Consider the following 25,521-nt stretch of genomic DNA (forward strand, 5'->3'; position numbering starts at 1 on the left):
TAGCGCTCGCGCCGGCAAGGTTTTGCGGTTTTATCGATTTTTGCTTTCGGCCGCCAGTAAACCCTAATGGAAGCTTACCGCGATCTTAACGGCTGAGTTACCATAGTTGTTTACGGTGCATCCTGACCCAGTTTCGGAGTAGGGATGCATGTCCGTTCAATCCGCGGCCGCAGACGTCGACGTCGATCTCAAGCAGCTCTTCGCCAGCCTGGGTCGGAACTGGCTGCGGATTCTGGTCTTCGTTCTGGTAGTGACGGGTCTGGCCTACGCGGCCGCGTCGTTCGCGACCAAGCACTACAAGGCCCAGACGCAGGTGGAAATCGTTCCACGGGAATCCGTCTACACGCGGCCCGCGAGCAGCAACCCGGACGCCGACAAGCCGATCCTCGATGAGCAAGGCGTCGCCACCCAGGTCCAGATCATTTCGTCCAACGAAATCCTCAAGCAGGTCGCCCAGAAACTCGGCCTGTCGCGGCTGTCCGAATTCGACGAGACGATCAATATGTCGTCCTTGAGCCGCGTGTTGATCCTGCTCGGATTGAAAACCGACCCGATGGACGTTCCGGCCGACGAACGCGTCCTGAAGAAGATGCGTGAGAAGCTCAACGTCTTCGGCGTTGAAAAGACCCGCATCATTACCGTCGAGTTCTCTTCCGAGGATCCCAAGCTGGCAGCGGCCATTCCCGACGCCATCGCCGCCGCCTACATTGCGGGGCAGGGTGCGACCAAGCGCGAATCGAACAGCGCAGCCGCGGATTTTCTGGCGCCCGAGATCGCCGACCTGTCCAAGCAGGTCAAGGATGCCGAGGCCAAGGTCGCGGCCTACCGCGCCCAGTCGGACCTCCTGATGGGCGGCAACAATTCCACGCTGGCCACCCAGCAACTGGCCGAACTGTCGACCGAATTGTCGCGGGTGCGGGCCAACCGCGCCGCGGCTGAAGGCACCGCCGAGAGCGTGCGCAAGGCACTGCAGAATGGCGGATCGCTGGATTCGCTGCCGGAAGTGTTGTCTTCCGATCTGATCCAGCGCTTGCGGGAACGGCAGGTCGAGCTGCGCGCCAATATCGCGGATCTGTCGACGACGCTGCTCGACAATCATCCGCGTATTCGCGCGGCCAAATCGCAACTGGCCGATCTCGACGCACAAATCCGCAGTGAGGCCCAGAAGATCATGAAGGGCCTTGCGATGCAGGCCGATGCCGCCAAGGCGCGCGAAAGCCAGCTTGTCGCCGACGTAAACACGCTCAAGGCTGCTTCGGCGCAGGCTGGCGAACAGCAGGTCGGTCTCGACGCGCTGCAGCGCGATGCGGCCGCCAAGCGCCAGCAACTCGAACTCTACCTGACCAACTATCGCGAGGCGGCGTCGCGCCAGGATCGCAACTATGTTCCGGTCGATGCCCGCATCGCGTCGCCGGCTTCGGTTCCTTCCGAGCCATACTTCCCGAAAATTGGGCCGATCGTCGGCGCTGCCGCGGCGGCCTCGCTGCTGCTGGCGGCGGTGTTCACGCTGTTGCGCGAGCTTTTCTCGGGCCGCGCCATGCGCCCGGCCAGGGGCGCCCGGTTTGAACCGATCGACGAGGTGCCGATGCCGCCGGCCGCTCATCAGGAACCGGACGCCCGCCTGGAGCCGGCAGCCGTCAACGAGTTCCCCAAGGGTGCCGCCGAACCGTCATGGCCTGAAAGTGTCGCGCAGCCGCCGGCACCGCAATGGCCCGCCGAACCGATCGCCAGGGCGGAGCCAGTCGCCGAGCCTGAACCGATGGCTGAGCCTGAAGCCGTCGCCGAGCCTCAACCCGCGGCTGAGCCCGAACCCGCCCGGGAGGTTCGACGGCCGCGTTCGGTGCTGGGCGAGATCGACATCGAGAAAGCCGCCGAGAAGCTGATCGCGAGCGGCGCCGCGCGCGCCATATTCGTTTCCCCAGAGGGCGATGAAGCGGCGGCATCGGCGATCCTGGTGGCGCGCGAGGTTTCCGACGCCGGCCTGCGCGTGCTGTTGCTCGACCTCACGGCCTCTGGCGCCGCCTCGCGACCCATGCTGGACAGCGGGCTTTTCCCCGGCATCACCAACCTGCTGGCGTCGCAGTCCCAGTTCAGCGACGTGATCCATGCCGACCTCTATTCCGACTGCCATGTCATTCCCGTTGGCACAGCCGATCCGGTCCGTGCCATGCGCGCCGCCGATCGGCTGCCGATCATCATGCAGTCGCTGACGACGGCCTATGATCTGGTCGTGGTCGAATGCGGGCCGGCCGACGCTCAGGGCATCAGTCGTCTGGGTGGCGAGGCCACCGAGGTGTTCCTGTCGATGCTGGAACCGGACGACGAGGTCACACAGGCTGCAGTCAAGCTCATCGAGAGCGGCTATCCCGACCTGACGCTGGTGACGCCGCTCGGTCACGAACCGCCTGGAACCCCGTTGCCGGGCCGGCGCTCCGCGGCTTGAGAGAGCCGCGGGCGACTGCCTGCCCTATCCCAGTTCCAGCGTCGTCACGCCAAACATCCTGTTGGTGTCCAGCCTCGGCGGCGGACCCTTGTACATGCGCGTGGTGCTGAAGGTCGCCGAGAAGCCTGCCGCCTCGAGCGCTGCGATGAAGTCCGACTGAGTGGCGGGAACGTCGATATTGAGGTCGCCTCCTTTGCAGGTGGCCGCCAGGTCTTCGAGCAATTCCAGTGCGGTCCGCATGTCGTCGGCAAACAGCGGGCCGACCTTGAAACCGCTGCGGCAGGCACGCGCCACGGCGTAACCGGCCGTTGCCTGTGATGCGATCATCGCCACGGCGTGGTGCGGCGGTTGCAGCCATCGCCGCAGGAAAGAATCGCGGGGCGCGGGAAAGCAAAGCGCGTCATAGGCGATGATGTCGGGCACCATCCGCGCCGTCACCATGCGAGGCCGCCTGATGCCACTGGGCAGTGCCGTCGGGCGCCCGCTGTAGCGAATGGTCTCGTAGACCGGCCTGAACCCTTTGCTCTCGTAGTTGGCGCGCTGCGCTTCGACGCCATCGAGCCCGATAGTGCGTCCGGCCAGCCGTTCTATGCCCGCGGTCCATACCGCCTTGCCATAGCCCTTGCCGCGCATATCAGGCCGGCAGATGTAGAGGCCAACGAAACCAAAATCGCTGCCATAGGCAACCGCCGAGATTCCGGCGACCATTTCGTTTCCGGCAAATGCACCGATGAAACCCTCGGGGTCCGCAGCCTGGAGCATCGCCGCATCGTCGAGGCCGGGGTTCCAGCCCTCCGCGGCCGCCCAGTCGACGAGATTGACCAATTGTCCCAGCGACAGCGTGCGGATGATCGGTTTCATGATGCTCGGCAGCGATAGTGTTCGGTCGTGGGATTTCAGCATGGGATGGAGGTCTCGGCCAGCGGCCCCTTGGGCACTGCTGCGGCTCGAGGTCAGCGAACGCAAGGGCAGGTCTAGCTGTCGTCCTCGCCGACCGCAGGCGCAGCCTGCCCCGCGGCCTTGCGGCGCAGCATCTTGGTCAGCTTCCAGACCGTCGGGCTGTTCTTGATCAGGGTTTTCACGCGTGCGCCCTGGCGAAGCGCCAGTCCCAGCGCCCGACCTTTGAGCGTCAGTGGCACCAGGACCTCGAAATGCCGCGTTTCGATATCGCACCATAGCCGCTTGTAGGGCTCGTCTCCGACGGAAAAGTCGTAAACCGCAAAGCCGGTCCGGCAGGCATCCTGGATGTTGTCGAAGAACAGGAAATCGCCCGGACTGGTATTGGAGAGGTCGTCCTCGGCGATCGCTCCGAACTCGCAGATCAGGCGCTTGCCCGAGCGGCTCGATCCAGTGACGGCGCGCAGCTTGCCGGCGACCTCCAGCCCGTGCAGCACGAAGGAAGGTCTGGCCTCGGCGAGTGCCTGGGTGAACAGGCCTCGGAAGAAGGAGCGCGTGCGCGCGTCGCCGAAGACGTTGGCAATACCCATCTTGCGGAAGCGCTGCTCCTTCATTTCGAAGAACGCTTCGAGCAGCCTCTCCACCTCGTCGGCGCTGCTTGCCTCGATGCGCCGGTGGCTGCCGACAGCCTCGAACTTGCGCGTCTGCGAACGATGCTTCTTGCGCTTGCGCTTGCCGCTGGCGCGCAGCAGCAGCGCATCGAATCCGCCGCTGAGGTCGACGGCCAGCGAAAGGTTGGGGCTGGTGAAATGCTCCAGCGACGCCAGCGGATTGGCGACGCCGTCGAGATCGGGCAGCAATCTTTCCAGCGCAATGAGATCGATATCGGGCCGCGACCTGGCGATCGTCGCGAGCATCGATCGGACGGCCGTGATGTCGGGTTTGGCCAGCCATTGCGGGTTGGCGGCGGCGAAATTGCCGTTGGCATGGCGGCCGCCCATGAACTGGGCTACCCGCAACGGGCCGCGCTTGACGACTTCCAACGCCAGCGCGAAGACCGGCTTGCCGTCCAGTTCGAGGGTGGCGACAAGCAGATCGGGCCGGACCTCGGCGGCCCAGGTCGAGACCCATGCCGCGCTCTGCGCCGGCGCGCTGAGCGCCGAACGGCAGAAGGTCGCATAGGCCGCGAGTCCTTCGGCGGCGGCAATGGAAACCGTCAGCCCCGTGTCATCCTTGGGCAGCGCGCGTGGCGAAGCCTCGTTCGCCGCGAGCCGCTTGCCGTCAAATGACGCGGTTGCGTCAACCATACCTCAATCCTTAGGGCGTATTGATCCCGATTTGGGGGGCGCTCAGGCGTATTCCATGCTTGGATAGCCTAGGCGCAAAAGGTGAATGAATGATCGACGGTGGGGAGGCAATCCGGAAACTGGCGCTCAACGTCGCCCGCTTTACCGGCCTCGCACCGCTGGCCAGGCCGTTTGTCGGCGGCATCGGCGCTATCCTGATGCTGCACCGCGTGACGGCGACACCCGAAAAGCCCGATAGCGTCAACCGCCACCTGAACATCGCGCCGCGCTTCCTCGATGCCCTGATCGCCGACATGAAAGCGGACGGCTATGCCTTCGTCTCGATGGACGAAGCCGTTGAGCGCATCAAGGCAGGCGGCAAGGGTGGCCGGTTCGCCACCATCACCGCCGACGATGCCTATCGCGACAACATGACCGAGGCGCTGCCGGTTCTGGAAAAACATGGCGCGCCGCTCACCATCTATGTCGCGCCCGGACTGATCGACGGCACCGCCCATCTCTGGTGGGATGTCGTCGAGGATATCGTCAACGCCTCTGACGGCTTGACCCTGGCGACAGCCGACGGCCCCACGGTCATTGATTGCGCGACCCCCGCCAGGAAACATCAGGCCATCGCCCGCCTGCATGCCTATTTCACCACCGAGGTTCGCGAGGAAGAGTTGCGCGGTGTGCTGCGCGCGCTCGCCGCGTCGAACGGCGTCGACGCCGACGCCCCGCGCCTGCGAACGCTGATGAACTGGGACGAGATCCGCACCATGGCCGCGCATCCACTGGTGACGATCGGTGCCCACACGATCAGCCACAGCAATCTCAAGCGGCTTTCCGAGGCTGATGCGCGGCACGAGATCGGCGCGGTCAAGGACAAGTTGCTGGCCGAGCTTGGCAAGGAGCCGCGGCATTTCGCCTATCCCTACGGCTATGCCAGGGCCGTCGGTTGCCGCGAGGTGGGTTTTGCGCGCGACGCCGGCTATGCCTCGGCTGTCACCACCCGCCACGGCGTGTTGCGGGCCGAACATGCGGGCTTCCTGCATGCCTTGCCGCGCATTTCGGTCAATGGCCGTTACCAGAACCTCGCCCATATCCGCACGATGCTGTCGGGCGTGACGACGCCGCTCGCCAATGCCGGCAAGATGGTCGTTACGATCTGATCAGCATTTGTGGAAGTAGCGGTAGGTGTCCGGTGCGCTCATCCATTTGAGATTTGCCGTCAAGCCGCCATGCGCGTTGATCCAGCCCCTGATATCGGACGCATAGGCGTTCCACAGCACACCGGTCATGTCGGTGCGATGGGCGAGGTGGAAGCCGAAACTCGCCGCCGGCATCACGCAGATGCGGCTGCGGGGTATGTAGCCGAGCAACACCGTGCAGGCGGACTGGCATTTGCCGACAATGCGTACGTTGACGCCGCGCGCCGCAAGCGCTTTCCAGCGCTGGCTGTAGGCGGCAACGCTGCCGCCGTGGTCGTCGGAGACGTTGATGGTTTCGGCCGCCGCGACCGATGCGCTGAGTGAAACGAACAGAAGAAGCAGTCCCGCGAACATCCCTTTCAGCATGCCGGCCTCCACTGATGAACGCCGTCAGGATAGCGCTCGGGCCGCGCGCGGATGAATCACGTTCGCGTTTACAGGCCAGCGCCCAATGCGGGCAGGATATTTCAGCTTTTCGAGCGCGGCTCCAGCATCAGCCATTTGATGATGCCCATCGCCGGCAGGACCCACAGCAGGCCGCTGAACAGGAAGAACAGGAATTGCACCAGCGCGCCCGACTCCGACAGCCGCGCCACAGCGAAGATCGACGCCACCAGCGCATAGACGATGACCAATGCCACCAGCAGGAACATTCCGATCAGCTTTTTCAGGCGAATGGGCATGGTACGGTCTCGTTGATTGCCACCGCTTGGAGCATGACGCCGAAAAGTTGCGGACTTTTCGGTTTCACATCATGCGTGAAACGATGAGATGGAACGGAATTGCGATCCATCGCATCCCGCTCTAGGCCGAACGCGGGACGCACGCAACCCGCGACATCGGGCGCGACGGCGTGCCGCGCTGCCCGGTCTTGCCAGCAGTAGTGCGATGGTCCACCAATCCGCGACATCGAAAACCGCCGGAAATGAACCCATGGCCGCCATATCTGCTGCTGCGCCTTACCAGGCCCGCGACCGCGACCTGCACAACCGGGCACTGGTGCGTGGTTGGCTATACGTCGTGATCCTGGTGCTGTTCGCGCTGGTGCTGGTCGGCGGCGCCACGCGTTTGACCGAGTCTGGCCTGTCGATCACCGAATGGCAGCCGATCCATGGCGTCATTCCGCCGCTCAACGACGCCGAATGGCAGGAAGAATTCCAGCGCTATCAGCAGATCCCGCAATACACCGAGCTCAACAAGGGCATGAGCGTCGAGGCGTTCAAGTCGATCTTCTGGTGGGAATGGGCGCATCGCTTGCTGGCGCGCTCCGTCGGCCTGGTCTTTGCCTTGCCGCTGCTGGTCTTCTGGGCGGCGCGCCGCATCGAGCGCGGCCTTGGGCCCAAGCTCGTCGGCATCCTGGTTCTCGGCGGCCTCCAGGGCGCCATCGGCTGGTGGATGGTGGCTTCCGGCCTGGTCGACCGCGTGTCGGTGAGCCAGTACCGGCTGGCGACGCATTTGACGCTTGCGGCGCTGATCTTCACCGCCACCATGGTCGTCGCGCGTGGGCTGGCGCCGCATTCCGAACCCGCCGCCGATCGCTCGACGCAGAGGCTGGCCGGTGTCATCGTGCTTCTGGCGCTGATCCAGATCTATCTCGGTGGCCTGGTCGCCGGTCTCGACGCCGGCATGAGCTACAACACCTGGCCATTGATGGATGGCAAGATCATCCCCGGCGACCTGCTGATCCTCGAGCCGGCGTGGCGCAACTTCTTCGAGAACCCGAAGACGGTGCAGTTCGTCCACCGGCTCGGCGCCTACACGGTCTTCGCCGTCGCGCTCTGGCATATGATCGCGACACGGATCCGCCTACCGGGCTCAACGCACGCCCGCCGGGCGACATTGCTATTTCTGCTGGTGCTGGTGCAGGCCTCGATCGGCATCGGCACGCTGCTGATGCAGGTGCCGTTGCACATGGCGCTGACGCACCAGGGTTTCGCGCTGATCGTACTGGGCTTTGCCGCAGCTCACTGGCGCGGCACCAAGGGCGCTTACCCCTTGCCCACAAGGCCTCCGATGAGGCGCAGGTATATTGCCATACCTGTTCTGGTTTTGCTGGCGGGCTACTTTGTAGTCGGCACCGTACATATGACGAGCAAGTAGCTGCCCTAAACTGAATTCCGGCTGGCCCGTCACATCCAGAATTCGTTCGACTGCGTCGTTGTCTTCTGGCCATCGAATTCCGCCTGACGCACTGCGGCGGCGGATGGTGTCGACTGGCTCTGAGCGGCCTTGGCTGCCTTGTCGGCGTCGGCGGCCCTGAGCGCGTCGAGCTTGGCCTGGGCCACGGCGATATCCTGCCGCACCTGCGCGGCCTTGACCTCATCGGTGATCGCCTTGGCCTGGTCCTCCAGATCCTGGATCTGCTTTTCGAGCGCGGCCTCCTGGGCTGCATTGCTCGAGGAACTGGACGAGGAATACTGCGCTGCGGAGGAGCCCGAGATCGCGCTGACCATGAGAAATCCTTGGGTGGGAGCCAAGGCTCATCGGTAGCCGATCATGGTGAACGAGCGGTTACCTCAGCTCTTCCCTCTGTCAGAAACGCGCTCGCACAGTCGTGATTGCCCTGACGATCGACAGTTCGCGGTTCTCCTCGACCGCATTGCTGCCCTCACGGTGCCAGGCCGCCGACAGGCAGCCATAGGCGATGGCATGATCGAGTATCGCCGGCGGCGATTGCTCCAGCGTCCGGGCAAAGGTTTCGGCCATATGCGCGATCCGCGAGGGATCAAGGCAAAGTGCATCGCGATCGAGCGGGTTGTAGAACATGTTTGCCGCATCGAAGCCGGGATCGCCGAGCACGCCCTTGGGATCGATCACCAACCAGCCGCGCGGGCCATGCAGGATGTTTTCGTGGTGCAGGTCGCCATGGAGCGGCCGGACATCGCGCGGATTGGCCAGCAGGCGATCGGCGATCGCGCCGGCTTCGACATAGATGCTGTTGATTTCGGCCCTGAGGTCGGCCCTGGCCTTGCTGAACAGGCTGGAGAACCGCTCCCTGAGCGGCTGCAGTTCGGCCGGGTAGGGGACTTTTCCAGGCGAGACCAGTTTCGCCATCACGTCGGCCGCGATGGCGGTCGCCGCATCGTCACCCTGTTCGTCGATAACCTGCGAGAGCAGCCTGTCGCCGCCATATTCGAGCAGCATGGAATGTCCGTCGCGGCCGAGCAGCCGTACCGCGCCCTCGCCACGCCGCCAGGCGAGATAGTGCTCGCCGCGAAGTTCGTCGGCAACGTCGTCGAACGGTTTCAGCGCCTTGACGATCGCGGGCGAGCCGTCCTCGCGCCGCACCTTCCAGATGCGGCTCGAAAAAGTCTCGGCGACGAGTTCGGGCGCGACGACCTTCCAACGCGCCGGAAAGACGGGAGCGTCCGTCACAGGCCGAGCATAAGGTCCATGTTCTGGACGGCGGCGCCCGAGGCACCCTTGCCGAGATTGTCGTAGACCGCCAGCAGCAGCGCCTGCGCTCTGCTGTCGTTGGCAAAGACATAGACCTTCATGCGGTTGGTGCCGTTATAGACCTCAGGATCGATGTCCGGCACGCGCTCCAGATGCGCATAAGGCGCCACCTCGACCACACCACCCTTGATCGCGGCGAAATGGTCGGCAATGGCGGCGTGAAGTTCGGCGCCCGCCGGTACGCGATCGAGGCCGCCGAGCTGCAACGGTACCACCGTGATCATGCCTTGCGCGAAATTGCCCACCGCCGGCTGCATGATTGGATCATTTGACAGCTTCGCATAGGCCTTGAGTTCCGGCACGTGCTTGTGCTGCAGGGTGAGGCCATAGGGCAGGAACTCCGAGGCGTCCTCGCCCTTGGCGACATAATCCTCGATCATCGGCCTTCCGCCGCCCGAATAACCCGTAATGCCGTTGACCGCGATGGGGAAATTGGCCGGCAACAGGCCTGATGTGACAAGTGGCCTGAGCGTCGCGATCGGTCCCTGCGGCCAGCAGCCCGGGTTGGCGATGCGCTTGGCCGAGGCGATCTTCCCAGCCTGTTCCTTGTCCATTTCGGCAAAGCCGTATTCCCAGCCTTCGGCGACGCGATGCGCGGTCGAGGCGTCGATGACCTTGGTGGTGTCGTTGGCGATCAGCGAGACGCTTTCCCTGGCTGCGTCGTCGGGCAGGCACAGGATCGCGATATCGGCCGCATTGAGGAATTCGGCGCGCGCGGCCGTTTCCTTGCGCCGCTCGGTCGGAATGGAAATGATCTCCAGATCGCCACGCTCGGCAAGCAGCGCCCGGATCTGGAGGCCGGTGGTGCCGTGCTCGCCGTCGATGAAGATTTTCGGTTTCATTGCCTGATCGAATTCCTTGATAGCCTGGGACTATATGCCGTTGCCGTGATTGACCGCGGCACCATTGTGGCTGCCGTTGTTCAGTTCTTCCTGTCGCGCCTTCCGTTCCGCCAGCAGGCCGAGATACTGCATGGCGACCATGGAGCCGGCGATCGCCGTTATATCGGCGTGATCGTAGGCCGGCGCAACCTCCACGACATCGGCGCCGACAATATCGACCTGGTTGAGCTGACGCAGCGTCGACAGGATCTTGGCCGAGGACGGGCCGCCCGAAACCGGCGTGCCGGTTCCCGGCGCATAGGCAGGATCCAGGCAGTCGATGTCGAAGGTCAGATACGTCTTCTTGCCGCCGGTGCGGTCGACGATGGCGTAGGCGATGTCGGAGGCCCGCATCTCCTCGATTTCATGGCCGTGCAGGATCTTGATTCCGAACGTGTCGGGCGCATGGGTGCGGATGCCGATCTGGATCGAACGGTCGGGATCGATGATGCCTTCGGTGACCGCGCGGCCGACGAAGGAACCATGATCGATGCGTTTGCCGTCATCGGGCCAGGTGTCCTGGTGGGCGTCGAACTGCACCAGGGCGAGCGGACCATGGATGGCGGCATGTGCCTTCAAAAGCGGCCAGGTGACGAAATGGTCGCCGCCGAGCGTCAGCAGGAAGGCGCCCGATTTGAGGATCTTGGCAGCCTCGCGCTCGATCGTGCCGGGCGTCTTCTGATGGTTGCCCGAATCGAGCAGGCAGTCGCCATAGTCGACCACGGCGAGGTGTTCGAAGAGGTCGCGCGAGAACGGGTATTGCGGATCATTGTCGAGGATCGCCGAAGCGCGGCGGATCGCCTGCGGCCCGAAACGGGCGCCGGGCCGATTGGTAACGGCGGCGTCGAAGGGAATGCCCCACACGACCGCGTCCGCGCCCTTCACGTCCTTGGTGTATTTGCGCCGCATGAACGACAACGCGCCGGAGTAGGTCGGCTCGTAGGCGGCGCCCGTCTTGGAGCGGGCGGTGAAGGCGTGGTCGATGTTCTTGGTCGCCATTACTGGTCCTCGGTTTTCATCGGGGTGCAACAACTACAGAACCGGCATGGAAGATGCCAGTCACAGCTTGGGGAGACGAAAACGCGCCGCCCGGGTGCCACGGCAAGACAGGATTTGTATCATCATGACGCAGACCGCGTTTCTTAATCCGTCCGATGCCTTGGTGTCGACCCACGCCGGCACGATCGCCGGCGAACGCTTCCAGGTTCTCGATTCGTGGCGCGGCATCTGCGCGTTGCTGGTGGCGCTGTTTCATTTCCCGACCGCCTCGGCGATCTCGCAGAGCAGCTTTGTCGGCTCGTCCTATCTTTTCGTCGACTTCTTCTTCGTCCTGTCGGGCTTCGTCATCGCCTCCAGCTATGCCAATCGGCTGAGCCGGCCGCAGGAGGTCGCCCGCTTCGCGCTGGTCCGCTTCGGTCGCATCTATCCGCTGCATCTGGTCATGCTTGCCGCCTTTGCCGGCTTCGAACTGCTGCGGCTGGTGCTGCCGCAACTGCATGGCGCCGGCGCCGCTCCCTTCACCGGCGGCTTCGACCTCAAGAGCCTGGTCGCCAATCTCTTCCTGCTGCAAGGCATGGGCTTCGAGGACCGGCTGACGTGGAACGCGCCGAGCTGGAGCATCTCGGCGGAGTTTTTTGCCTATCTTCTGTTTGCCGGCGTGGTCTTCATCGCCGGCGCGCGCGCCTGGATATGGTTCGTTGCGGCGGCCGTCACCGCGCCGCTCTTCCTGCTTGGCTTCTCCACGCATCATATGGATGTGTCCTACGATTTCGGCTTCATCCGCTGCCTCTACGGCTTCTCGCTTGGTGCGCTGCTGGCCTGGTTTCAGCATGATTCCATTGCAGGGGCACGACAACTGCTGGTCAGATGCGGTCCACGCATGAGCTGGACTGTTGCCGAAATCGTCATGGTCGCTGTCATCGTCGTCTTTGTTTCGCTGGCGGGCGACAACGACGCCGGCATTGCCGCGCCGCTGGTGTTCGTCTTGGCGCTGTTCCTCTTTGCCCATGAAGGCGGCTGGATCAGCGCTTTGCTGCGGACACCGTTCATGCTGACGCTCGGCGCGCTGTCCTATTCGATCTACATGGTCCACATCTTCGTTCAGGCGCGCCTCATCAATGTCGCCGGGCTGGTCGAGCGCAAGCTCGGCCTTGGCCTCGTCGGCGACATCGTGCTGCGTGGCCAGCCGGCAGCCGGCTTTGGCGCCGGCTGGACTGGGACCGTGGCGATCGTCGTCATGCTCGCCGCCACCATCGCCATGTCGTGGATCACCTGGCGCCTGGTCGAAATGCCTGCAATGGCCTGGTTTCGCCGGCTGTCGAAACGCATCTGACATGAGACATCGGGCCGACCGCTAGCCGGCTTCGTTCACCTGGATGTCACTGAGGTCGCCTATCCCCGGCTCGATCCGGCAAGGAGCGATTCTCGATGCGGACGATCTGGCTTAGCCTTCTGCTTTCCGCTGTCGCGCTGGCGGCCTCGATCGGCCAGTCCTGGGCCGGCGAAAGCCGCGCCAGGCTGATTCTCGACCGTTTCCAGCATGCCAACCAGTGGCGTGACCACGTCATGGTGGCCGCCCATCGCGCCGGCAGTATGCAGGCCGGCAAGACACTCTATGCCGAAAATTCGCTTGCCGCCGTGGCAGGGTCGATTGCGATCGGCGCTGAGATCGTCGAGGTCGACATCAGGCGCTCGAAGGACGGTGAGTTTGTCGTCATGCATGACAGCTGGCTGGATCGCACGACGACATGCAAGGGCGAGGTGGTCAAATACACGCTGGCCGAATTGAGGCGGTGCCGGCTGGTCATCGAGGGTACCGGCGCCGTCACCGGCGAGACCGTCTCGACGCTGCGCGAGATGCTGATGACGACCAAGGACAGGATTCTCATAAATCTCGACAACAAGCTGGAAGTGGGCGATTTGCCGGACATGATCGCGGTGGCTCGGGATATCGGCATGGCCGATCAGGTCATCGTCAAGGAAAATCTGTGGAATCAAAATAGGATCACCACGGTGAAGGTCGCCATGGCCGCGGCGGGCGGCGGCTTCCAGTTCATGCCGATCATCGCTGATGACGCCGTGCACGATGCCGGCTTCGCCGAAACGGTCGATCACGCTTTCGCGCCGCGCGCGATCGAGATGATCAACTGGCGGGCTGGCGCCGAGACACTGACCCAGACCGGCGGGCCGCTGTTCAGCGCACGCATGCGCGCGGCGGCGGTTAGGGGCGACTGGCATATCTGGGCCGACACCTATGCCATCGTCAACAAGCCGGGCGGCTTCCTCGCCGGCGGGCGCGGCGACGAACTGGCGGTGCAGGCCAGCCTGCCGCGCGAGGCCTGGGGTTTCTGGGCCGATCGCGGCGCCACAATCATCCAGACCGACGAGCCGAAGGCGGCCATCGCCTGGCTGGCGGCGAACGGTTTTCGCGTGCCTTATGCGGGGACGGGCGAACGCCTTGAACCTGCCGCAACAGCCAGCATCAATTGAGCCAGAGCTACGAGCGCATGGCGCCGCTGTTCAACGGCGAAAGCGAAGAAGAATGCGGCGACGTAAGGCGCCGCACGCATCAAGCGGCCTTTCGCCCCTTGATCGCCGTCGACCAGGCGTGAACCGTGATCGCTCCCGTGGCGCTTGCCGGCAATCTGTCCTTTAGTCGGCGTTTCAGCTCCGCGCTCTCCCCATCCGACAGCTTCCCGACGATTCCGCTCGGGCTGCTCACGACCATGGATAGCCAATAATCGTCGAAGTCGGCGAAGGTGCGTTCGACGACAAGCTCGCGCGTCTCGACATCGCGGATGCCGAGCTCCGCCCAAAGCGCCTTCAGCGCCGCGAAACGCGAGACTTCCGCGCTCGGCGGACGTGCGGCCGGTTTGCCCATCGCATCCATCTCTTCCCACAAATGCTGCGTAGGGGTGCCGCCGCGCATGACGTCCCAGGTGTAGGACGCGACAATGCCGCCGGGCTTGGTGACGCGGAGCATTTCCGAGGCGCCCTTGCGCGGGTCGGGGACGAAGAACAGCACCAGCGCCATCACAGCGACGTCGAAGCGGTTGGCGTCGTAGGGAAGGGCCATCGCATCGCCAATCGAAAGTTCGACCTGCTTTGCCGAGATTTTTTGCCGAGCAGCCGCAATCTGCGCGTCGGAGGGATCGATCGCGCAAACGGACGAAGGGGCGGACTTCGCTAGAATGAGATCAGTGAACGCGCCGTTGCCGGCACCGACATCAACCCAGGCCCATCCGGAGTCCGGCGCCAGCCAATCGAGGAACAAAGCCCCGGCGGATCGGCTCCAGGGAGCCATGAAGCGCTCGTAGGCCGCGCCATCGGTGAATTTGATCGGTTCGGGTGACGACATCTGAGATCTCCCCTAAGAATTACCTGTCCAAGTATCCTTCGGGCCGAAAAGGCCGGTCCCTGTTTCGTAGCATGGTGCCGTGCCGCGCGCGACGGGAAGGCGGCCATGGCCGCGATCGGTGGCGACCACCAGCATCAATTGATTTGCCGTGATCGGCATGCCGGCCTAGTTGTCGCGTGCCGGCGTCTCCTGACGCAACGGTGTCAGGGGGAAGCCGTTATCCATGGGCATGCCCGATACCATGGTCTCCAGCCGCCCCGCGGCCTACGCCGCCACGATCGCCGCGACCAGTCTCGGCTTCGTGGTCGTGCAGCTCGATGTCTCCATCGTCAATGTCGCGCTGAACAGGATCGGGGCGGCGCTCTCGATGGGCATAGGCGGCCTGCAATGGGTGGTCGACGCCTATACGCTTGCCTTTGCATCGCTGCTGCTCGCCGGCGGAGCGCTCGGCGACAGGATCGGCGCTCGCCGCGTCTTCGTCGGCGGCATGGCGCTGTTCAGCATCGCCTCGCTGGCATGCGGCCTGGCGCAGAGCCCCTGGGTGCTGATCGCCGCACGCGCCGTGCAGGGGGCGGGTGCGGCATTGCTGATGCCCTGTTCGCTGGCGCTGCTCAATCGCGCCTATGCCGCCGACAAGGCACGTCGTGCGCATGCCGTCGGCCTGTGGACCGCGGCGGGCGGCATCGCCCTGTCTGCGGGGCCGGTGCTCGGCGGTTTCATGGTCGGGTCGCTCGGCTGGCAAAGCATCTTCCTGGTCAACCTGCCGATCGGGGCTTTCGCGATCTGGATGGCCTACCGGTTCCTGCGGGAGACGCCGGTCGAGGCGCGGAAGCCGCCGGTCGACTGGGCCGGGCAGGGGCTTGTCGTGGTGACCCTGTTCGCACTGACCGGCGCCTTCATCGAAACCGGCTCGTCCGGCTGGACGTCGTGGCCGGTCGTCGGTGGGCTGGTATTGGCTGTGGTGGCCGGAGGCTTGTTCCTGCTGGTCGAGAGCAGAACGCGCGCTCCAATGTTCCCGCTCAGCCTGTTCGCCAGCCGCGTGCCGGCGGTGACAAGCGTGGTCGGACTGGCGGTGAACCTGACACTCTACGGCACGATCTTCATGCTCAGCCTCTATTTCCAGCAGGAGAGGCATTTTTCGCCTGAATTGACCGGGCTCGCCTTCCTGCCGTTCATGGCGGCCGTCACCGTGTCCAATATCGCCGCCGGACGCATCGCCGCGACCTATGGTCCACGATTGCCGATGGCGATCGGCCTGTTCATCGGCGCGGCCGGTTTCGCGCTGATGGCGCTGATCGAGGCCGATACGTCCTATCCGTCGCTGCTCTGGCGCTTGCTGTTCCTGCCGGTCGGCATCGGCCTGGCCGTACCCGCCATGACCACCGCGTTACTGTCCTCCGTACCCACCGCGATGTCGGGGACCGCGTCCGGCGTGCTAAACACCGTGCGCCAGTCCGGTGGCGCGATCGGCGTGGCGCTGTTCGGCTCCGCCCTGGCGCTGGGCACGATCGACGGCATGCGGCTGGCCTTCGTGGGCTCGGCGCTTGCCGTGGCCGGTGCCGCGCTCTGCGCCTTCCTGCTCATCCGCGATGCCGATCATTCCGCTGAATGAGCCCCCGATGCAAAAAGGCCGCCCGGAGGCGGCCTTTTCGATAGCGAGAAATGCGAAAACGCTTAGCGCTTCGAGAACTGGAAGGAGCGGCGGGCCTTCGCCTTGCCGTACTTCTTGCGCTCGACGACGCGGCTGTCGCGGGTCAGGAAGCCGCCCTTCTTGAGCACGGCGCGCAGTGCCGGCTCGTAATAGGTCAGCGCCTTGGAGATGCCGTGACGAACGGCACCGGCCTGGCCGGAGAGACCGCCGCCGACGACAGTGGCGACGATGTCGTACTGGCCCGAACGGTTGGAGGCGATGATCGGCTGGTTGAGGATCATCTGCAGGACCGGACGCGCGAAATAGGTCGCGAATTCCTTGTCGTTGACGACGATCTTGCCGGAACCCGGCTTCACCCAGACGCGCGCGATGGCGTTCTTGCGCTTGCCGGTGGCATAGGCGCGGCCCGACTTGTCGAGCTTCTGTACGTGGACGGGGGCTGCGGCCTGCGTGTTCGTGTTGCCGGTGGCGGCGCCCAGTTCTGCGAGCGAGGAAAGCTCAGCCATCTTATGCGACCTTCTTGTTCTTGGAATTCAGCTTGGCCACGTCGAGAATCTCGGGCTGCTGGGCGACATGCGGATGCTCCGCGCCTGCATAGACGCGCAGGTTCTTCATCTGGCGACGGCCGAGCGGGCCACGCGGGACCATGCGCTCAACGGCCTTCTCGACGACGCGCTCGGGGAAACGACCCTCGAGCAGCTGGCGCGCGGTGCGCTCCTTGATGCCGCCGGGGTGGCCGGTGTGCCAGTAGTAGACCTTGTCGGTGAACTTCTTGCCGGTGAACACCACCTTGTCGGCATTGATGACGATGACATTGTCGCCGTCGTCGACATGCGGGGTGAAGGTCGGCTTGTGCTTGCCGCGAAGATGATTGGCGATGACAGTGGCGAGACGACCAACGACGAGACCCTCGGCGTCGATCAGGACCCACTTCTTCACCACATCCGCAGGCTTCTGCGAAAAGGTTGCCATGGATTTGCTACTTTCTGTTTGACCTTCCGGAGAAGGCGTTTCTTGTTGCTTGGATTGGCAAAAGGCTGACGCCATCGGCCAATAACAAAACGGCGGCCTTTGCGGGCCGCTGCTTCGGGAGGGCTTATAGGCGAGGGCAGGGATCTCGTCAAGGCGAGCGAAAAGCTCGATGCAGGGAATAATATAGTAAAAATAATGGCTTAGGTAAAAGGTATTATTTTACCACACTGTCACTTCGTTTTGGCGGGATCGAATAGGTCCCTGTCGCATGCGCCACGGTCTGCCCTTCCGGGCCGGCAACGATGTCGATGTCGAACACCATCAGGCTTTTTCCCAACTTCAGGATGCGGCAATGGCCGTCGATCGGCCCGGCCTGCGCCTTACGCACGAAGTTGATGTTGAGGTTGGTCGTGACCGAGAGCGCATCCGGCCCGGCATGGCTGAGCACGCAGGCGTAGCCGCCAATGTCGGCCAGCGTGAACAGGGCAGGACCCGAAACCGTGCCGCCGGGGCGCAAATGCCGTTCGCCGGCATTGAGCCGCACTGTGCATCCGCCGGGAAAAACATCGATCGCCTCATAGGCGGCCGAATTCTCGTTGAGTTGCGGGAAGACGGCCGCCATCAGCGTGTTGATTTGCGCTGCGGTCAGCACCGGCTTGAGGTTGGTTTGGGCGGGCATCTCGGTCTCTCGTTCTGCGCATGTCTGTATGGGCGCAGGCCGGCGTTTCTGGCAACACCTTTGCCTTCCTGGCGCAAACGATCGTGTTGGACGAAACCCGATCCGATATTAGATACTGCCGAGCCGACCGGAATCGCGGAGACCTTAGCCATGGCCGAAATCCTTGCCATCAAGCCTGCTGCTGCCGCCGACGAGGGCCCGGTCACGACAAGGTTGGACAAGGGCGTGCTGCGCCTGACGCTCACCAATCCGCCCGCCAATGCCCTGTCGCTGGCCGTGATGGCGGCGCTGACGGCGGAACTGGAACGCGCCGAGACCGACAAGAGCGTGCGCGTCATCGTGCTGTCGGCGGCCGGCAAGGTGTTCTGCGCCGGCCACGATCTCAAGGAGATGACCGCAAGACGCGCCGATGCCGATCGCGGCAAGGCCTTCTTCGAGGAGACTTTTGCCGCCTGCGCCGCCCTGATGCAGGCGATCGTGCGCCATCCCCTGCCGGTCATCGCCGAAGTCGATGGCCTCGCCACCGCCGCCGGCCTGCAACTGGTCGCGAGTTGCGATCTGGCGATCGCTTCGCATGAAGCGACCTTCTGCACGCCGGGCGTCAATATCGGCCTGTTCTGCTCGACGCCGATGGTGGCGCTGTCACGCAACGTCTCGCGCAAGCAGGCGATGGAGATGCTTCTGACCGGTGAGACGATCGACGCGGCAACCGCCAAGGAATTCGGCCTGATCAACCGCGTCGTGCCACGCGAGTACCTGAATCAGATCGTCACCAAATACGCCCAAACCATTGCTTCCAAATCATCTTTGGTGGTCAAGACCGGCAAGGAGGCCTTTTACACCCAGGCCGAGATGGGCCTGGCGGACGCGTATGCCCATACCGGCCGCGTCATGGTCGAGAACATGCTCGCACGCGACGCCGAGGAAGGCATCGGCGCCTTCATCGGCAAGCGCAAGCCGCAATGGACTGATGAATAGCTGGGGAGTTGGTCATGGAACCGCGCATTTCCATCATCACTGTCGCCACCGACGATCTCGACCGCGCCGTGCGCTTCTACGAGGCGATGGGCCTGAAACGCCATGCCGGGATCACCGATGGCGTGGCCTTCTTCCAGATGGGCGGAGCCATTCTCGGCCTGTTCCCGCGCCACAGCGCCGAGGAGGACTCCGGCATCACCTTCGCCAAGGCGCCATCCGCCGTCTATCTCGCCTATAACACCCGCTCCGACGCCGAGGTCGACGAAGTGCTCGCTTTGGCCGCAAAGGCTGGCGGCCGCATCGTCAAGCCGGCGGGCCGCGCCTTCTGGGGCGGTTGGTACGGCTATTTCGCCGATGCGGACGGGCATGTCTGGGAAGTCGCGCACAACCCGGCCTTTCCGATCGCGGAAGACGGCACCATCTCGCTGCCCGGTTGATGGCCTACCGCAAGCAACTGACGCGGCTCAAGGCCCCCTATCTCAAGCGCATCCTGCTTGATCCCGAGCGCGTGGCGGATTGGGAAAAATACCCCTGGAACCTGCCGCTGTTCCGCGGCCAGGCCTTCGAACTCGAATTCAAGGCGCCGATCACCATCATCGTCGGCGAGAACGGCACCGGCAAATCCACCCTGCTCGAGGCGATCGGCGCGCTTGCCGGCTACGACGAAGCCGGTGGCGGCAAGGGCTATCGGCCGGTCGACCATTCCAGCGCCATCGACAAGAGTGGTGCGGCCCTGGCCGATACATTCCGTGCCCACTGGCTGCCAAAAGTCACCGCCGGCTGGTTCTTCCGAGCCGAATCCTTCTACTCCGTCGCCCGCTATCTCGATCAGGCTGCGCTGGACGATCCGTTTGGGCCGCCTGCGCCGGATTTCCTGTCCTGGTCGCACGGCGAGGGTTTCATCCGCTTCTTCGAGGAGCGTTGCCGCCGGCAAGGCATCTACATCCTCGACGAGCCGGAAAGCGCGCTCTCGCCGTCGCGCCAGATCGAGCTGTTGAGGATGCTGCGGCGCATGGACCAGTCGGGCACCGCGCAGGTGATCATGGCGACGCATTCTCCGCTATTGATGGCGTGCCCGGGCGCGCGCCTGTTCCGCATCAGCCGCTTCGGGCTCGATCCGACGGATTTCAGCGACACCGATCATTTCCGCATGATGCGCGACTTCTGCACCGACCCGCAGGCCTTCATGGAGGAAGCCTTGAGGGACGAAGACGCGTGACGGTGCGGATGAGCAGCGACGATCTCAACTGGCGGGTCGAGCAGGCTTGCCGCGAAGCCTGGCCGGCGGCCACCGAGACCGTCGTCGAAGGTTGGCTCCTGAGACGGTCGGGCGGCCGGATCCGGCGCCCGAACTCGGCCAATCCCCTGCGTGTCGAGCGCGGTGCACCGGACAAGGTGATCGACGCGGCCGAGGCTTTCTACGTCGGCCACGGCCAGACGCCGCTGTTCCGCGTGCCTGATATCGCCGGCGAACTCGAAACCGCCCTCGATCATCGCGGCTACCGGCCGGAAGGCGGAACAATCCATCTCCATGCCGGGATCGACGGGATGCCGCAGGTTCGTGACGTTCAGGTCGCGGTGTCGCCGACGCCGGGCGAGGACTGGTTCGAGGCGCGGTTTCGCATGAGCGCTTATGACGAGGCCGAGCGCCGCATTTTTCGACGGATGACGGGACTGATCGTCGGCGACAGGGCCTTCGTGTCGAGCCAGCGCGACGGCCTCATCGTCGCAGTCGCCTTTGGCGTCATCCACGATGGCCTGCTTGTCGTGGAATCGGTTGAAACCGACAGCGATTTCAGGCAGCAAGGCCTCGGCCGCAGGACGGTCGGCACCCTGGTCGATTGGGCGCGAAGGGCGGGTGCGTCGGCGGCATGCCTGCAGGTCGTTGCCGACAACACACCGGCCCGTGCGCTCTATGCCTCGCTCGGATTCAGCCATGAACTCTACCGATATCACTACCGCAGGAAGCCGCATGAACCACGACAGCTATGACAACGCCTACATTGCCGGCATCCTCAATTCGGTGAAGACCGTCGCCATGGTCGGCGCGTCGGCGAACGACGTGCGGCCGAGCTATTTCGTGCTGAAATACCTGCTGGCCAAGGGCTTTTCGGTGTTTCCGATCAATCCCGGCCAGGCCGGGAAGGAAATCCTCGGCCGGATGACCTATGCCAGGCTTGCCGACATACCGGAGCCGATCGACATGGTCGACATCTTCCGCGCGCCAGCGGCGGTGCCCGGTATTGTCGACGAGGCGCTGCAACTCGCCCCCTTGCCCAAAGTCATCTGGATGCAGCTTGGTGTGCGTCACGACGAGGCCGCCGCCCGCGCCGAGGCCGCCGGCATCAAGGTGGTGATGAACCGCTGCCCCAAGATCGAATATGGCAAGCTGTCCGGCGAGATCGGCTGGACCGGTGTCAATTCCGGCGTGCTGTCGTCCAAGAAGCCGCTTATGCGCCAGGGTTTTCAAAGTTTCGGCGTGCGCCAGAAATGAGGTAAATCGGGATCGCTTTTTTCGCGAAGGATTCCGGTCGGCCCCAGCCGCGCAAAATTTTTTCGGGAAGCGATTGAGTTTCCAGCGCATTCATCGCAGATCGCACGCCGAAAGGTATTTTCTTCTTTGCATTCCAGGCCGCGCTTCGCCAAGAATGCCCAGCGAATTTTGAGAAGGTTCTCGAGGGAGGTTTCAGTGACCCGTACGCCCGGTTTCAACACGCTCGCCGTCCATGCCGGCGCCAAGCCCGATCCGGCCACCGGCGCGCGCGCCACGCCGATCTACCAGACGACCTCCTTTGTCTTCGACGATGCCGATCACGCGGCTTCGCTGTTCGGGCTGAAGGCTTTCGGCAACATCTACACCCGCATCATGAACCCGACCCAGGCCGTGCTCGAAGAGCGCGTCGCCGCGCTCGAGGGCGGCACGGCCGCTTTGGCGGTCGCCTCTGGCCATGCCGCGCAGGTCATCGTCTTCCACAATCTGATGCAGCCGGGCGACAATTTCGTCGCCGCCAACAAGCTCTATGGCGGTTCGATCAACCAGTTCGGCCATGCCTTCAAGAACTACGGCTGGGAGGTGCGTTGGGCCGACACCAACGACCTCTCGACCTTCGAAAACCAGATCGACGACAGGACCAAGGCGATCTTCATCGAAAGCCTCGCCAATCCAGGCGGCACTTTCGTAGACATCGAGAAGATCGGCGACATCGCGCGCAAGCATGGCCTGCCGCTCATCGTCGACAACACGCTGGCCTCGCCCTATCTGATCCGGCCCATCGAGCACGGCGCCGACATCGTCGTCCATTCGCTGACCAAGTTCATCGGTGGCCACGGCAATTCGATCGGCGGCGTCATTGTCGATGGCGGCACCTTCGACTGGTCGAAGTCGGGCAAGTACCCGATGCTGTCGGAGCCGCGCCCCGAATATGGCGGCCTCGTCCTGCACGAAACCTTCGGCAATTTCGCCTTCGCCATTGCCGCACGCGTGCTCGGCCTGCGCGACCTCGGACCGGCGATCTCGCCCTTCAACGCCTTTCTCATCCTGACCGGCCTCGAAACCCTGCCGCTCAGGATGCAGCGCCATTGCGACAACGCGATCACGGTCGCCGGCTGGCTGTCCAACCATCCGAAGGTCGCCTGGGTTAACTATCCCGGCCTTCCCGGCGACAAGAACAACGCCTTGCAGAAGAAATATTCTCCTCAAGGCGCCGGCGCCGTGTTCACCTTCGGCCTCAAGGGCGGCTATGAGGCCGGCGTCAAATTCGTCGAGGCGCTCGAACTGTTCTCGCACCTGGCCAATGTCGGCGACACCAAGTCGCTGGTCATCCATCCGGCCTCGACCACGCACCGCCAGCTTTCCGACGAGCAGAAGGTCAAGGCTGGCGCCGGACCGGACACCGTGCGGCTTTCGATCGGTATCGAGGATGTGACCGACATCGTCGCCGACCTCGAACAGGCACTCGCCAAGGTCTGATCCGACATGACGCTGTTTCTTCCCGTCGACACCAAAATCGTCGAAGCAGAATCCGGCGCGCCCGCGCCGGATCGGTTGATCTCGGGCGATCCCAAGTTCCGTACCTGGAATGTCGAGGAGCGTGACGGCGGCCTCTATGCCGGCATCTGGGAATCGACCCCCGGGAAATGGCGCATCGTCTATGACGAATGGGAGTTCTGCCACATTCTCTCCGGCGTCTCGGTGATCGCCGAGGACGGCGGCGACGCCCGCACCGTGCGGGTCGGCGACAGTTTCGTGCTACGTCCGGGCTTCAAGGGAAGCTGGGAAGTGCTTGAAACGACTCGCAAGGAGTATGTGATCAAGCTCTGATCACTTCGCCGGGAATGCGCTGAGGCATGCCTCGGACGCCTTGTCGTGCGCTCCCAGCAACTCCGCATCCTGGGTATCGACATCGGCATCGGACACCTCGTCGCGATAATATTGCGCCAGGAGGTCCATACCCTCTTGGCCGACGCCATAGGTCGGGATCTCACGAGAGAGGCAACCGCAAAGCGCCAGCGCGCGGTCCGGCGTGCCGGTCTTGTGATTGGTCAGGATGAAATCCTGTCTGGGACAGGCGTCGAGGAAGCTGCCGAAGTCCAGTTTCACCTGCGGCTGGTCGCCATGAACGAGGTAACCCGGCGGCCATTGGCTTTTGCCGATCGCGACGTCGCAGCCGGTGACAACATCCTCGGCGGTTTTCGACAGCACGACCCAGGCATCCCCCTTTTCACCGGTGGGGTATTGGAAGTTCTCGCCCAGCGAGGCCGCATAGCTGTCGAGATCTGCCTGTTTGAGGTCGATCTGCTGGAACCGGTTGAACTGGCATTGGCAGGCGGCGGTCACGCTTTCCGGTTGCTGGCCGGATCTGTACTTCTCACAGGCGGCGACAAAGGCGGCGCCATCAAGCGACGAGGCTGGAAAGGTGGAAGCATCGACATAGCGCGTGCCATCCCAGGCGATTGTCATCTTGTCCAGCTGGATTTCCAGAAAGCCGTTCCGCTTGAAGGCGCTGAGACCGATCTTGTCCTGCGGCACGAGCCTCGCGCCGGGAATGTCACCCAGGACTTCGTGATAGCTGTCGCCTTCGAGGATGAAGAGGAAGTTGCCGCAATTGACGCCGTCGCAACCCGGCGCGGCGCGGTAGGCAAAGATTTCGGGCAGGCCGTCGAGATTGAGGTCGACCTCGATGGCGAAGGACGCCGGCGGCAGGCCCTGCGATCCGGTTTGCCGCTCCAGCAGACCCTGCGCCATCTTCTGCGCGATGGCCATGCTGTTTTCCCAGGGGATGTTTTCCTGTTGCTGCTGGGCGCGTGCGGCCCCAAGGCATGCCACCAGCATGACCAGCGCGATCGCGCCTCTCGAAAACAGTCTCATCGCGCAGCCCCAGGCCCGCGGTCGTCAGAAGCCGACGGCGAGCGTTTCCAGCCCATGGAAGTGGTAAGTGTCGCGGAAGCGAGGCCGTTCGGCAAGATGCAGCTTCGGGTGCCGGTCGAACAAAGTCTTCAGCGAAACCTGCAGTTCAAGCCTGGCGAGCGGCGCGCCGATGCAGAAATGGATGCCGGCGCCGAACGACACGTTCTTCTGGTCGGTGCGCTCCGGACGAAAATCATGTGGTTCGGCAAAGGCGCGCGGATCGTGATTGGCCATGCCGAGCAGCAATCCGACCGTCTGGCCGGGCTGGACGACGATGCCGGGCGCGATTTCGGTCTCCTGATAGGCGTAGCGGGTGAACATGTGCAGCGGCGCGTCGAAACGCAGGCATTCCTCCACCGTGGCAGCGGTTGCCTCGGGTGAGGTGAAAAAGCGGCTGGGGTCACCGCCTTGCGCCAGGATCGAGCGTACCGCATTTCCGGTCTGGTGTACGGTCGCCTCATGGCCGGCATTGAGCAGCAGGATGGCCGAGGAAACCAGTTCGTCCTCGGACAGTTTCTGGCCGTCTTCCTGGGCCGAGATCAGCAGCGACAGCAGGTCGTCTCCGGGGTTCTTGCGCCGCTTCGCGACATAGCCGCGCAGGAAGTCCGAGAATTCGCCAGCGGCGCGGTTGGCCGTGTCCTCGGTGTCGCGCGTGCGGCCATGGATGTACATGGCGACCATCCGATGCGACCAGTCGAGCAGTTGCGGCCCCATTTCGACCGGCACACCGAGCATTTCTGCGATGATGGTGATCGGCAGCGGCGAGGCGAAGGCCGGCAGCAGGTCGACGGTTTTGCCGGGCTCGAAACGGTCGATCAGTTCGTTGGCGAGCGCTTCGATGCGCGGCCGCAACCGCTCGACCTGACGCGAGACGAAGGCCCGGTTGACCAGGGTTCTCAGCCGCGTGTGCACCGGCGGCTCCAGCTCCAGCATCGAATTGGCCTCGACGCCGTCGAATGCCTCGAGGTGGCTCCTGTCCTGGCCGACGCCGCGACTGTCGGGAATGCCGGCCGGATTCTGGCGGCCGAAGCGCCGGTCGCGCAAGAGCCTGTTGACGTCGTCGAAGCCGCCAAAGCACCAGAAACCGAACTCTTCCCAGAAAAACGCATTCGACGCGTTGTGCAGGAATGCATAGGCCTCATACGGGTTGAGGAAGAAAGCCGGCTCTCGCGGATCGAGATTGAGCCGGAGAGCGGCTGGATCAAAGGCCAGGTAGGAGATCGTCGATTTGGTCATGCCAGACCCATAGCGCGGCTTGCCAGCCCGATTCCAGACCGTATGTTGGCGCCCGGCGGCCCGATTGGTT

The 25,521-nt window shown here is 63.8% G+C and carries 27 protein-coding genes; 13 read left to right on the forward strand and 14 right to left on the reverse strand.

Annotated elements, in window-relative coordinates; all coding sequences use genetic code 11:
* Positions 1-148 precede the first annotated feature (148 nt).
* Positions 149-2,443 (forward strand): Wzz/FepE/Etk N-terminal domain-containing protein, encoded by a 2,295-nt coding sequence (locus FJ967_RS00665; protein ID WP_140729802.1) that lies wholly within the window; start codon positions 149-151, stop codon positions 2,441-2,443.
* 24 nt (positions 2,444-2,467) lie between these two features.
* Here FJ967_RS00665 and FJ967_RS00670 read toward each other — a convergent pair whose 3' ends face one another.
* Both FJ967_RS00670 and FJ967_RS00675 read right to left on the reverse strand, forming a co-directional pair.
* Positions 2,468-3,304 carry a GNAT family N-acetyltransferase gene (locus tag FJ967_RS00670; protein ID WP_140729803.1) on the reverse strand — a complete coding sequence of 279 codons (837 nt, stop codon included), beginning with the start codon at positions 3,302-3,304 and terminating at the stop codon, positions 2,468-2,470.
* Positions 3,305-3,417: 113 nt separating this feature from the next.
* Positions 3,418-4,647 carry a GNAT family N-acetyltransferase gene (locus FJ967_RS00675; RefSeq protein ID WP_140729804.1) on the reverse strand — a complete coding sequence of 410 codons (1,230 nt, stop codon included), beginning with the start codon at positions 4,645-4,647 and terminating at the stop codon, positions 3,418-3,420.
* A gap of 89 nt (positions 4,648-4,736) precedes the next feature.
* Between FJ967_RS00675 and FJ967_RS00680 the strand changes: the two genes are divergently transcribed.
* Positions 4,737-5,795 (forward strand): polysaccharide deacetylase family protein, encoded by a 1,059-nt coding sequence (locus FJ967_RS00680; protein ID WP_140729805.1) that lies wholly within the window; start codon positions 4,737-4,739, stop codon positions 5,793-5,795.
* Here the strand turns inward: FJ967_RS00680 and FJ967_RS00685 are convergent, their stop codons facing one another.
* A complete protein-coding gene (locus FJ967_RS00685) occupies positions 5,796-6,200 on the reverse strand; it encodes a hypothetical protein (RefSeq protein ID WP_140729806.1) in 405 nt (134 codons plus the stop codon).
* 101 nt (positions 6,201-6,301) lie between these two features.
* Entirely contained in the window at positions 6,302-6,517 is a 216-nt protein-coding gene (locus FJ967_RS00690; protein ID WP_140729807.1) for a DUF2842 domain-containing protein, read from the reverse strand.
* Positions 6,518-6,767: 250 nt separating this feature from the next.
* On the opposite strand from FJ967_RS00690, the gene FJ967_RS00695 reads away from it, so the two are divergent.
* Positions 6,768-7,934 (forward strand): COX15/CtaA family protein, encoded by a 1,167-nt coding sequence (locus FJ967_RS00695; protein ID WP_246675129.1) that lies wholly within the window; start codon positions 6,768-6,770, stop codon positions 7,932-7,934.
* Between the two features lie 29 nt (positions 7,935-7,963).
* Here FJ967_RS00695 and FJ967_RS00700 read toward each other — a convergent pair whose 3' ends face one another.
* From FJ967_RS00700 to speB, 4 genes are all read right to left on the reverse strand, one after another.
* Positions 7,964-8,287: a hypothetical protein gene (locus tag FJ967_RS00700; RefSeq protein ID WP_140729808.1), complete on the reverse strand. Its 324-nt coding sequence runs from the start codon at positions 8,285-8,287 to the stop codon at positions 7,964-7,966.
* 79 nt (positions 8,288-8,366) lie between these two features.
* Positions 8,367-9,209: an aminoglycoside phosphotransferase family protein gene (locus tag FJ967_RS00705; protein WP_140729809.1), complete on the reverse strand. Its 843-nt coding sequence runs from the start codon at positions 9,207-9,209 to the stop codon at positions 8,367-8,369.
* Positions 9,206-10,132, reverse strand: a complete 927-nt coding sequence (argC, locus tag FJ967_RS00710) for an N-acetyl-gamma-glutamyl-phosphate reductase (RefSeq protein WP_140729810.1) — start codon at positions 10,130-10,132, stop codon at positions 9,206-9,208. The genes FJ967_RS00705 and argC overlap by 4 nt, the downstream gene beginning before the upstream one ends.
* A 30-nt stretch (positions 10,133-10,162) precedes the next feature.
* Positions 10,163-11,170, reverse strand: a complete 1,008-nt coding sequence (gene speB / locus FJ967_RS00715; RefSeq protein ID WP_140729811.1) for an agmatinase — start codon at positions 11,168-11,170, stop codon at positions 10,163-10,165.
* A 124-nt stretch (positions 11,171-11,294) separates the two neighbouring features.
* Between speB and FJ967_RS00720 the strand changes: the two genes are divergently transcribed.
* Together FJ967_RS00720 and FJ967_RS00725 are read left to right on the forward strand one after the other, a co-directional pair.
* Positions 11,295-12,503 carry an acyltransferase gene (locus FJ967_RS00720; RefSeq protein WP_140729812.1) on the forward strand — a complete coding sequence of 403 codons (1,209 nt, stop codon included), beginning with the start codon at positions 11,295-11,297 and terminating at the stop codon, positions 12,501-12,503.
* A gap of 95 nt (positions 12,504-12,598) precedes the next feature.
* Positions 12,599-13,660: a glycerophosphodiester phosphodiesterase family protein gene (locus tag FJ967_RS00725; RefSeq protein WP_140729813.1), complete on the forward strand. Its 1,062-nt coding sequence runs from the start codon at positions 12,599-12,601 to the stop codon at positions 13,658-13,660.
* Between the two features lie 79 nt (positions 13,661-13,739).
* Here FJ967_RS00725 and FJ967_RS00730 read toward each other — a convergent pair whose 3' ends face one another.
* A complete protein-coding gene (locus FJ967_RS00730) occupies positions 13,740-14,444 on the reverse strand; it encodes a class I SAM-dependent methyltransferase (RefSeq protein WP_246675130.1) in 705 nt (234 codons plus the stop codon).
* A 307-nt stretch (positions 14,445-14,751) separates the two neighbouring features.
* Here FJ967_RS00730 and FJ967_RS00735 point away from each other — a divergent pair, with 307 nt between their 5' ends.
* Complete coding sequence (locus tag FJ967_RS00735) at positions 14,752-16,140, forward strand: MFS transporter (protein ID WP_246675131.1); 1,389 nt, start codon at positions 14,752-14,754, stop codon at positions 16,138-16,140.
* A gap of 62 nt (positions 16,141-16,202) precedes the next feature.
* Here the strand turns inward: FJ967_RS00735 and rpsI are convergent, their stop codons facing one another.
* The 3 genes from rpsI to FJ967_RS00750 form a co-directional block, all read right to left on the reverse strand.
* Positions 16,203-16,685 (reverse strand): 30S ribosomal protein S9, encoded by a 483-nt coding sequence (gene rpsI / locus FJ967_RS00740; protein WP_010915637.1) that lies wholly within the window; start codon positions 16,683-16,685, stop codon positions 16,203-16,205.
* 1 nt (position 16,686) lies between these two features.
* A complete protein-coding gene (rplM, locus tag FJ967_RS00745; RefSeq protein WP_135900798.1) occupies positions 16,687-17,151 on the reverse strand; it encodes a 50S ribosomal protein L13 in 465 nt (154 codons plus the stop codon).
* 214 nt (positions 17,152-17,365) lie between these two features.
* Complete coding sequence (locus FJ967_RS00750; RefSeq protein WP_140729815.1) at positions 17,366-17,830, reverse strand: PaaI family thioesterase; 465 nt, start codon at positions 17,828-17,830, stop codon at positions 17,366-17,368.
* A 150-nt stretch (positions 17,831-17,980) separates the two neighbouring features.
* On the opposite strand from FJ967_RS00750, the gene FJ967_RS00755 reads away from it, so the two are divergent.
* The 7 genes from FJ967_RS00755 (at position 17,981) to FJ967_RS00785 (ending at position 23,129) form a co-directional block, all read left to right on the forward strand.
* Positions 17,981-18,808 (forward strand): enoyl-CoA hydratase, encoded by an 828-nt coding sequence (locus tag FJ967_RS00755; RefSeq protein ID WP_140729816.1) that lies wholly within the window; start codon positions 17,981-17,983, stop codon positions 18,806-18,808.
* 14 nt (positions 18,809-18,822) lie between these two features.
* Positions 18,823-19,245 carry a VOC family protein gene (locus tag FJ967_RS00760; RefSeq protein WP_140729817.1) on the forward strand — a complete coding sequence of 141 codons (423 nt, stop codon included), beginning with the start codon at positions 18,823-18,825 and terminating at the stop codon, positions 19,243-19,245.
* On the forward strand, positions 19,245-20,027 hold the full coding sequence (locus tag FJ967_RS00765; protein WP_140729818.1) for an AAA family ATPase: 783 nt from the start codon (positions 19,245-19,247) through the stop codon (positions 20,025-20,027). The genes FJ967_RS00760 and FJ967_RS00765 overlap by 1 nt, the downstream gene beginning before the upstream one ends.
* An 8-nt stretch (positions 20,028-20,035) precedes the next feature.
* Positions 20,036-20,800, forward strand: coding sequence for a GNAT family N-acetyltransferase (locus FJ967_RS00770; protein ID WP_140729819.1), 765 nt, complete (start codon positions 20,036-20,038; stop codon positions 20,798-20,800).
* Positions 20,781-21,302, forward strand: a complete 522-nt coding sequence (locus FJ967_RS00775) for a CoA-binding protein (protein WP_140729820.1) — start codon at positions 20,781-20,783, stop codon at positions 21,300-21,302. Before FJ967_RS00770 ends, FJ967_RS00775 begins: the two co-directional genes overlap by 20 nt.
* Positions 21,303-21,497: 195 nt before the next feature.
* Positions 21,498-22,778, forward strand: a complete 1,281-nt coding sequence (locus tag FJ967_RS00780) for an O-acetylhomoserine aminocarboxypropyltransferase (protein ID WP_140729821.1) — start codon at positions 21,498-21,500, stop codon at positions 22,776-22,778.
* Between the two features lie 6 nt (positions 22,779-22,784).
* Positions 22,785-23,129, forward strand: a complete 345-nt coding sequence (locus tag FJ967_RS00785; RefSeq protein WP_140729822.1) for a cupin domain-containing protein — start codon at positions 22,785-22,787, stop codon at positions 23,127-23,129.
* Here FJ967_RS00785 and FJ967_RS00790 read toward each other — a convergent pair whose 3' ends face one another.
* A complete protein-coding gene (locus FJ967_RS00790; RefSeq protein WP_246675132.1) occupies positions 23,130-24,176 on the reverse strand; it encodes a hypothetical protein in 1,047 nt (348 codons plus the stop codon).
* Between the two features lie 24 nt (positions 24,177-24,200).
* Positions 24,201-25,451 carry a cytochrome P450 gene (locus FJ967_RS00795; RefSeq protein ID WP_140729823.1) on the reverse strand — a complete coding sequence of 417 codons (1,251 nt, stop codon included), beginning with the start codon at positions 25,449-25,451 and terminating at the stop codon, positions 24,201-24,203.
* Positions 25,452-25,521 lie beyond the last annotated feature (70 nt).

Origin of the sequence: Mesorhizobium sp. B2-3-4, from assembly GCF_006442315.1 — a bacterium.
Taxonomy (GTDB): Bacteria; Pseudomonadota; Alphaproteobacteria; order Rhizobiales; family Rhizobiaceae; genus Mesorhizobium.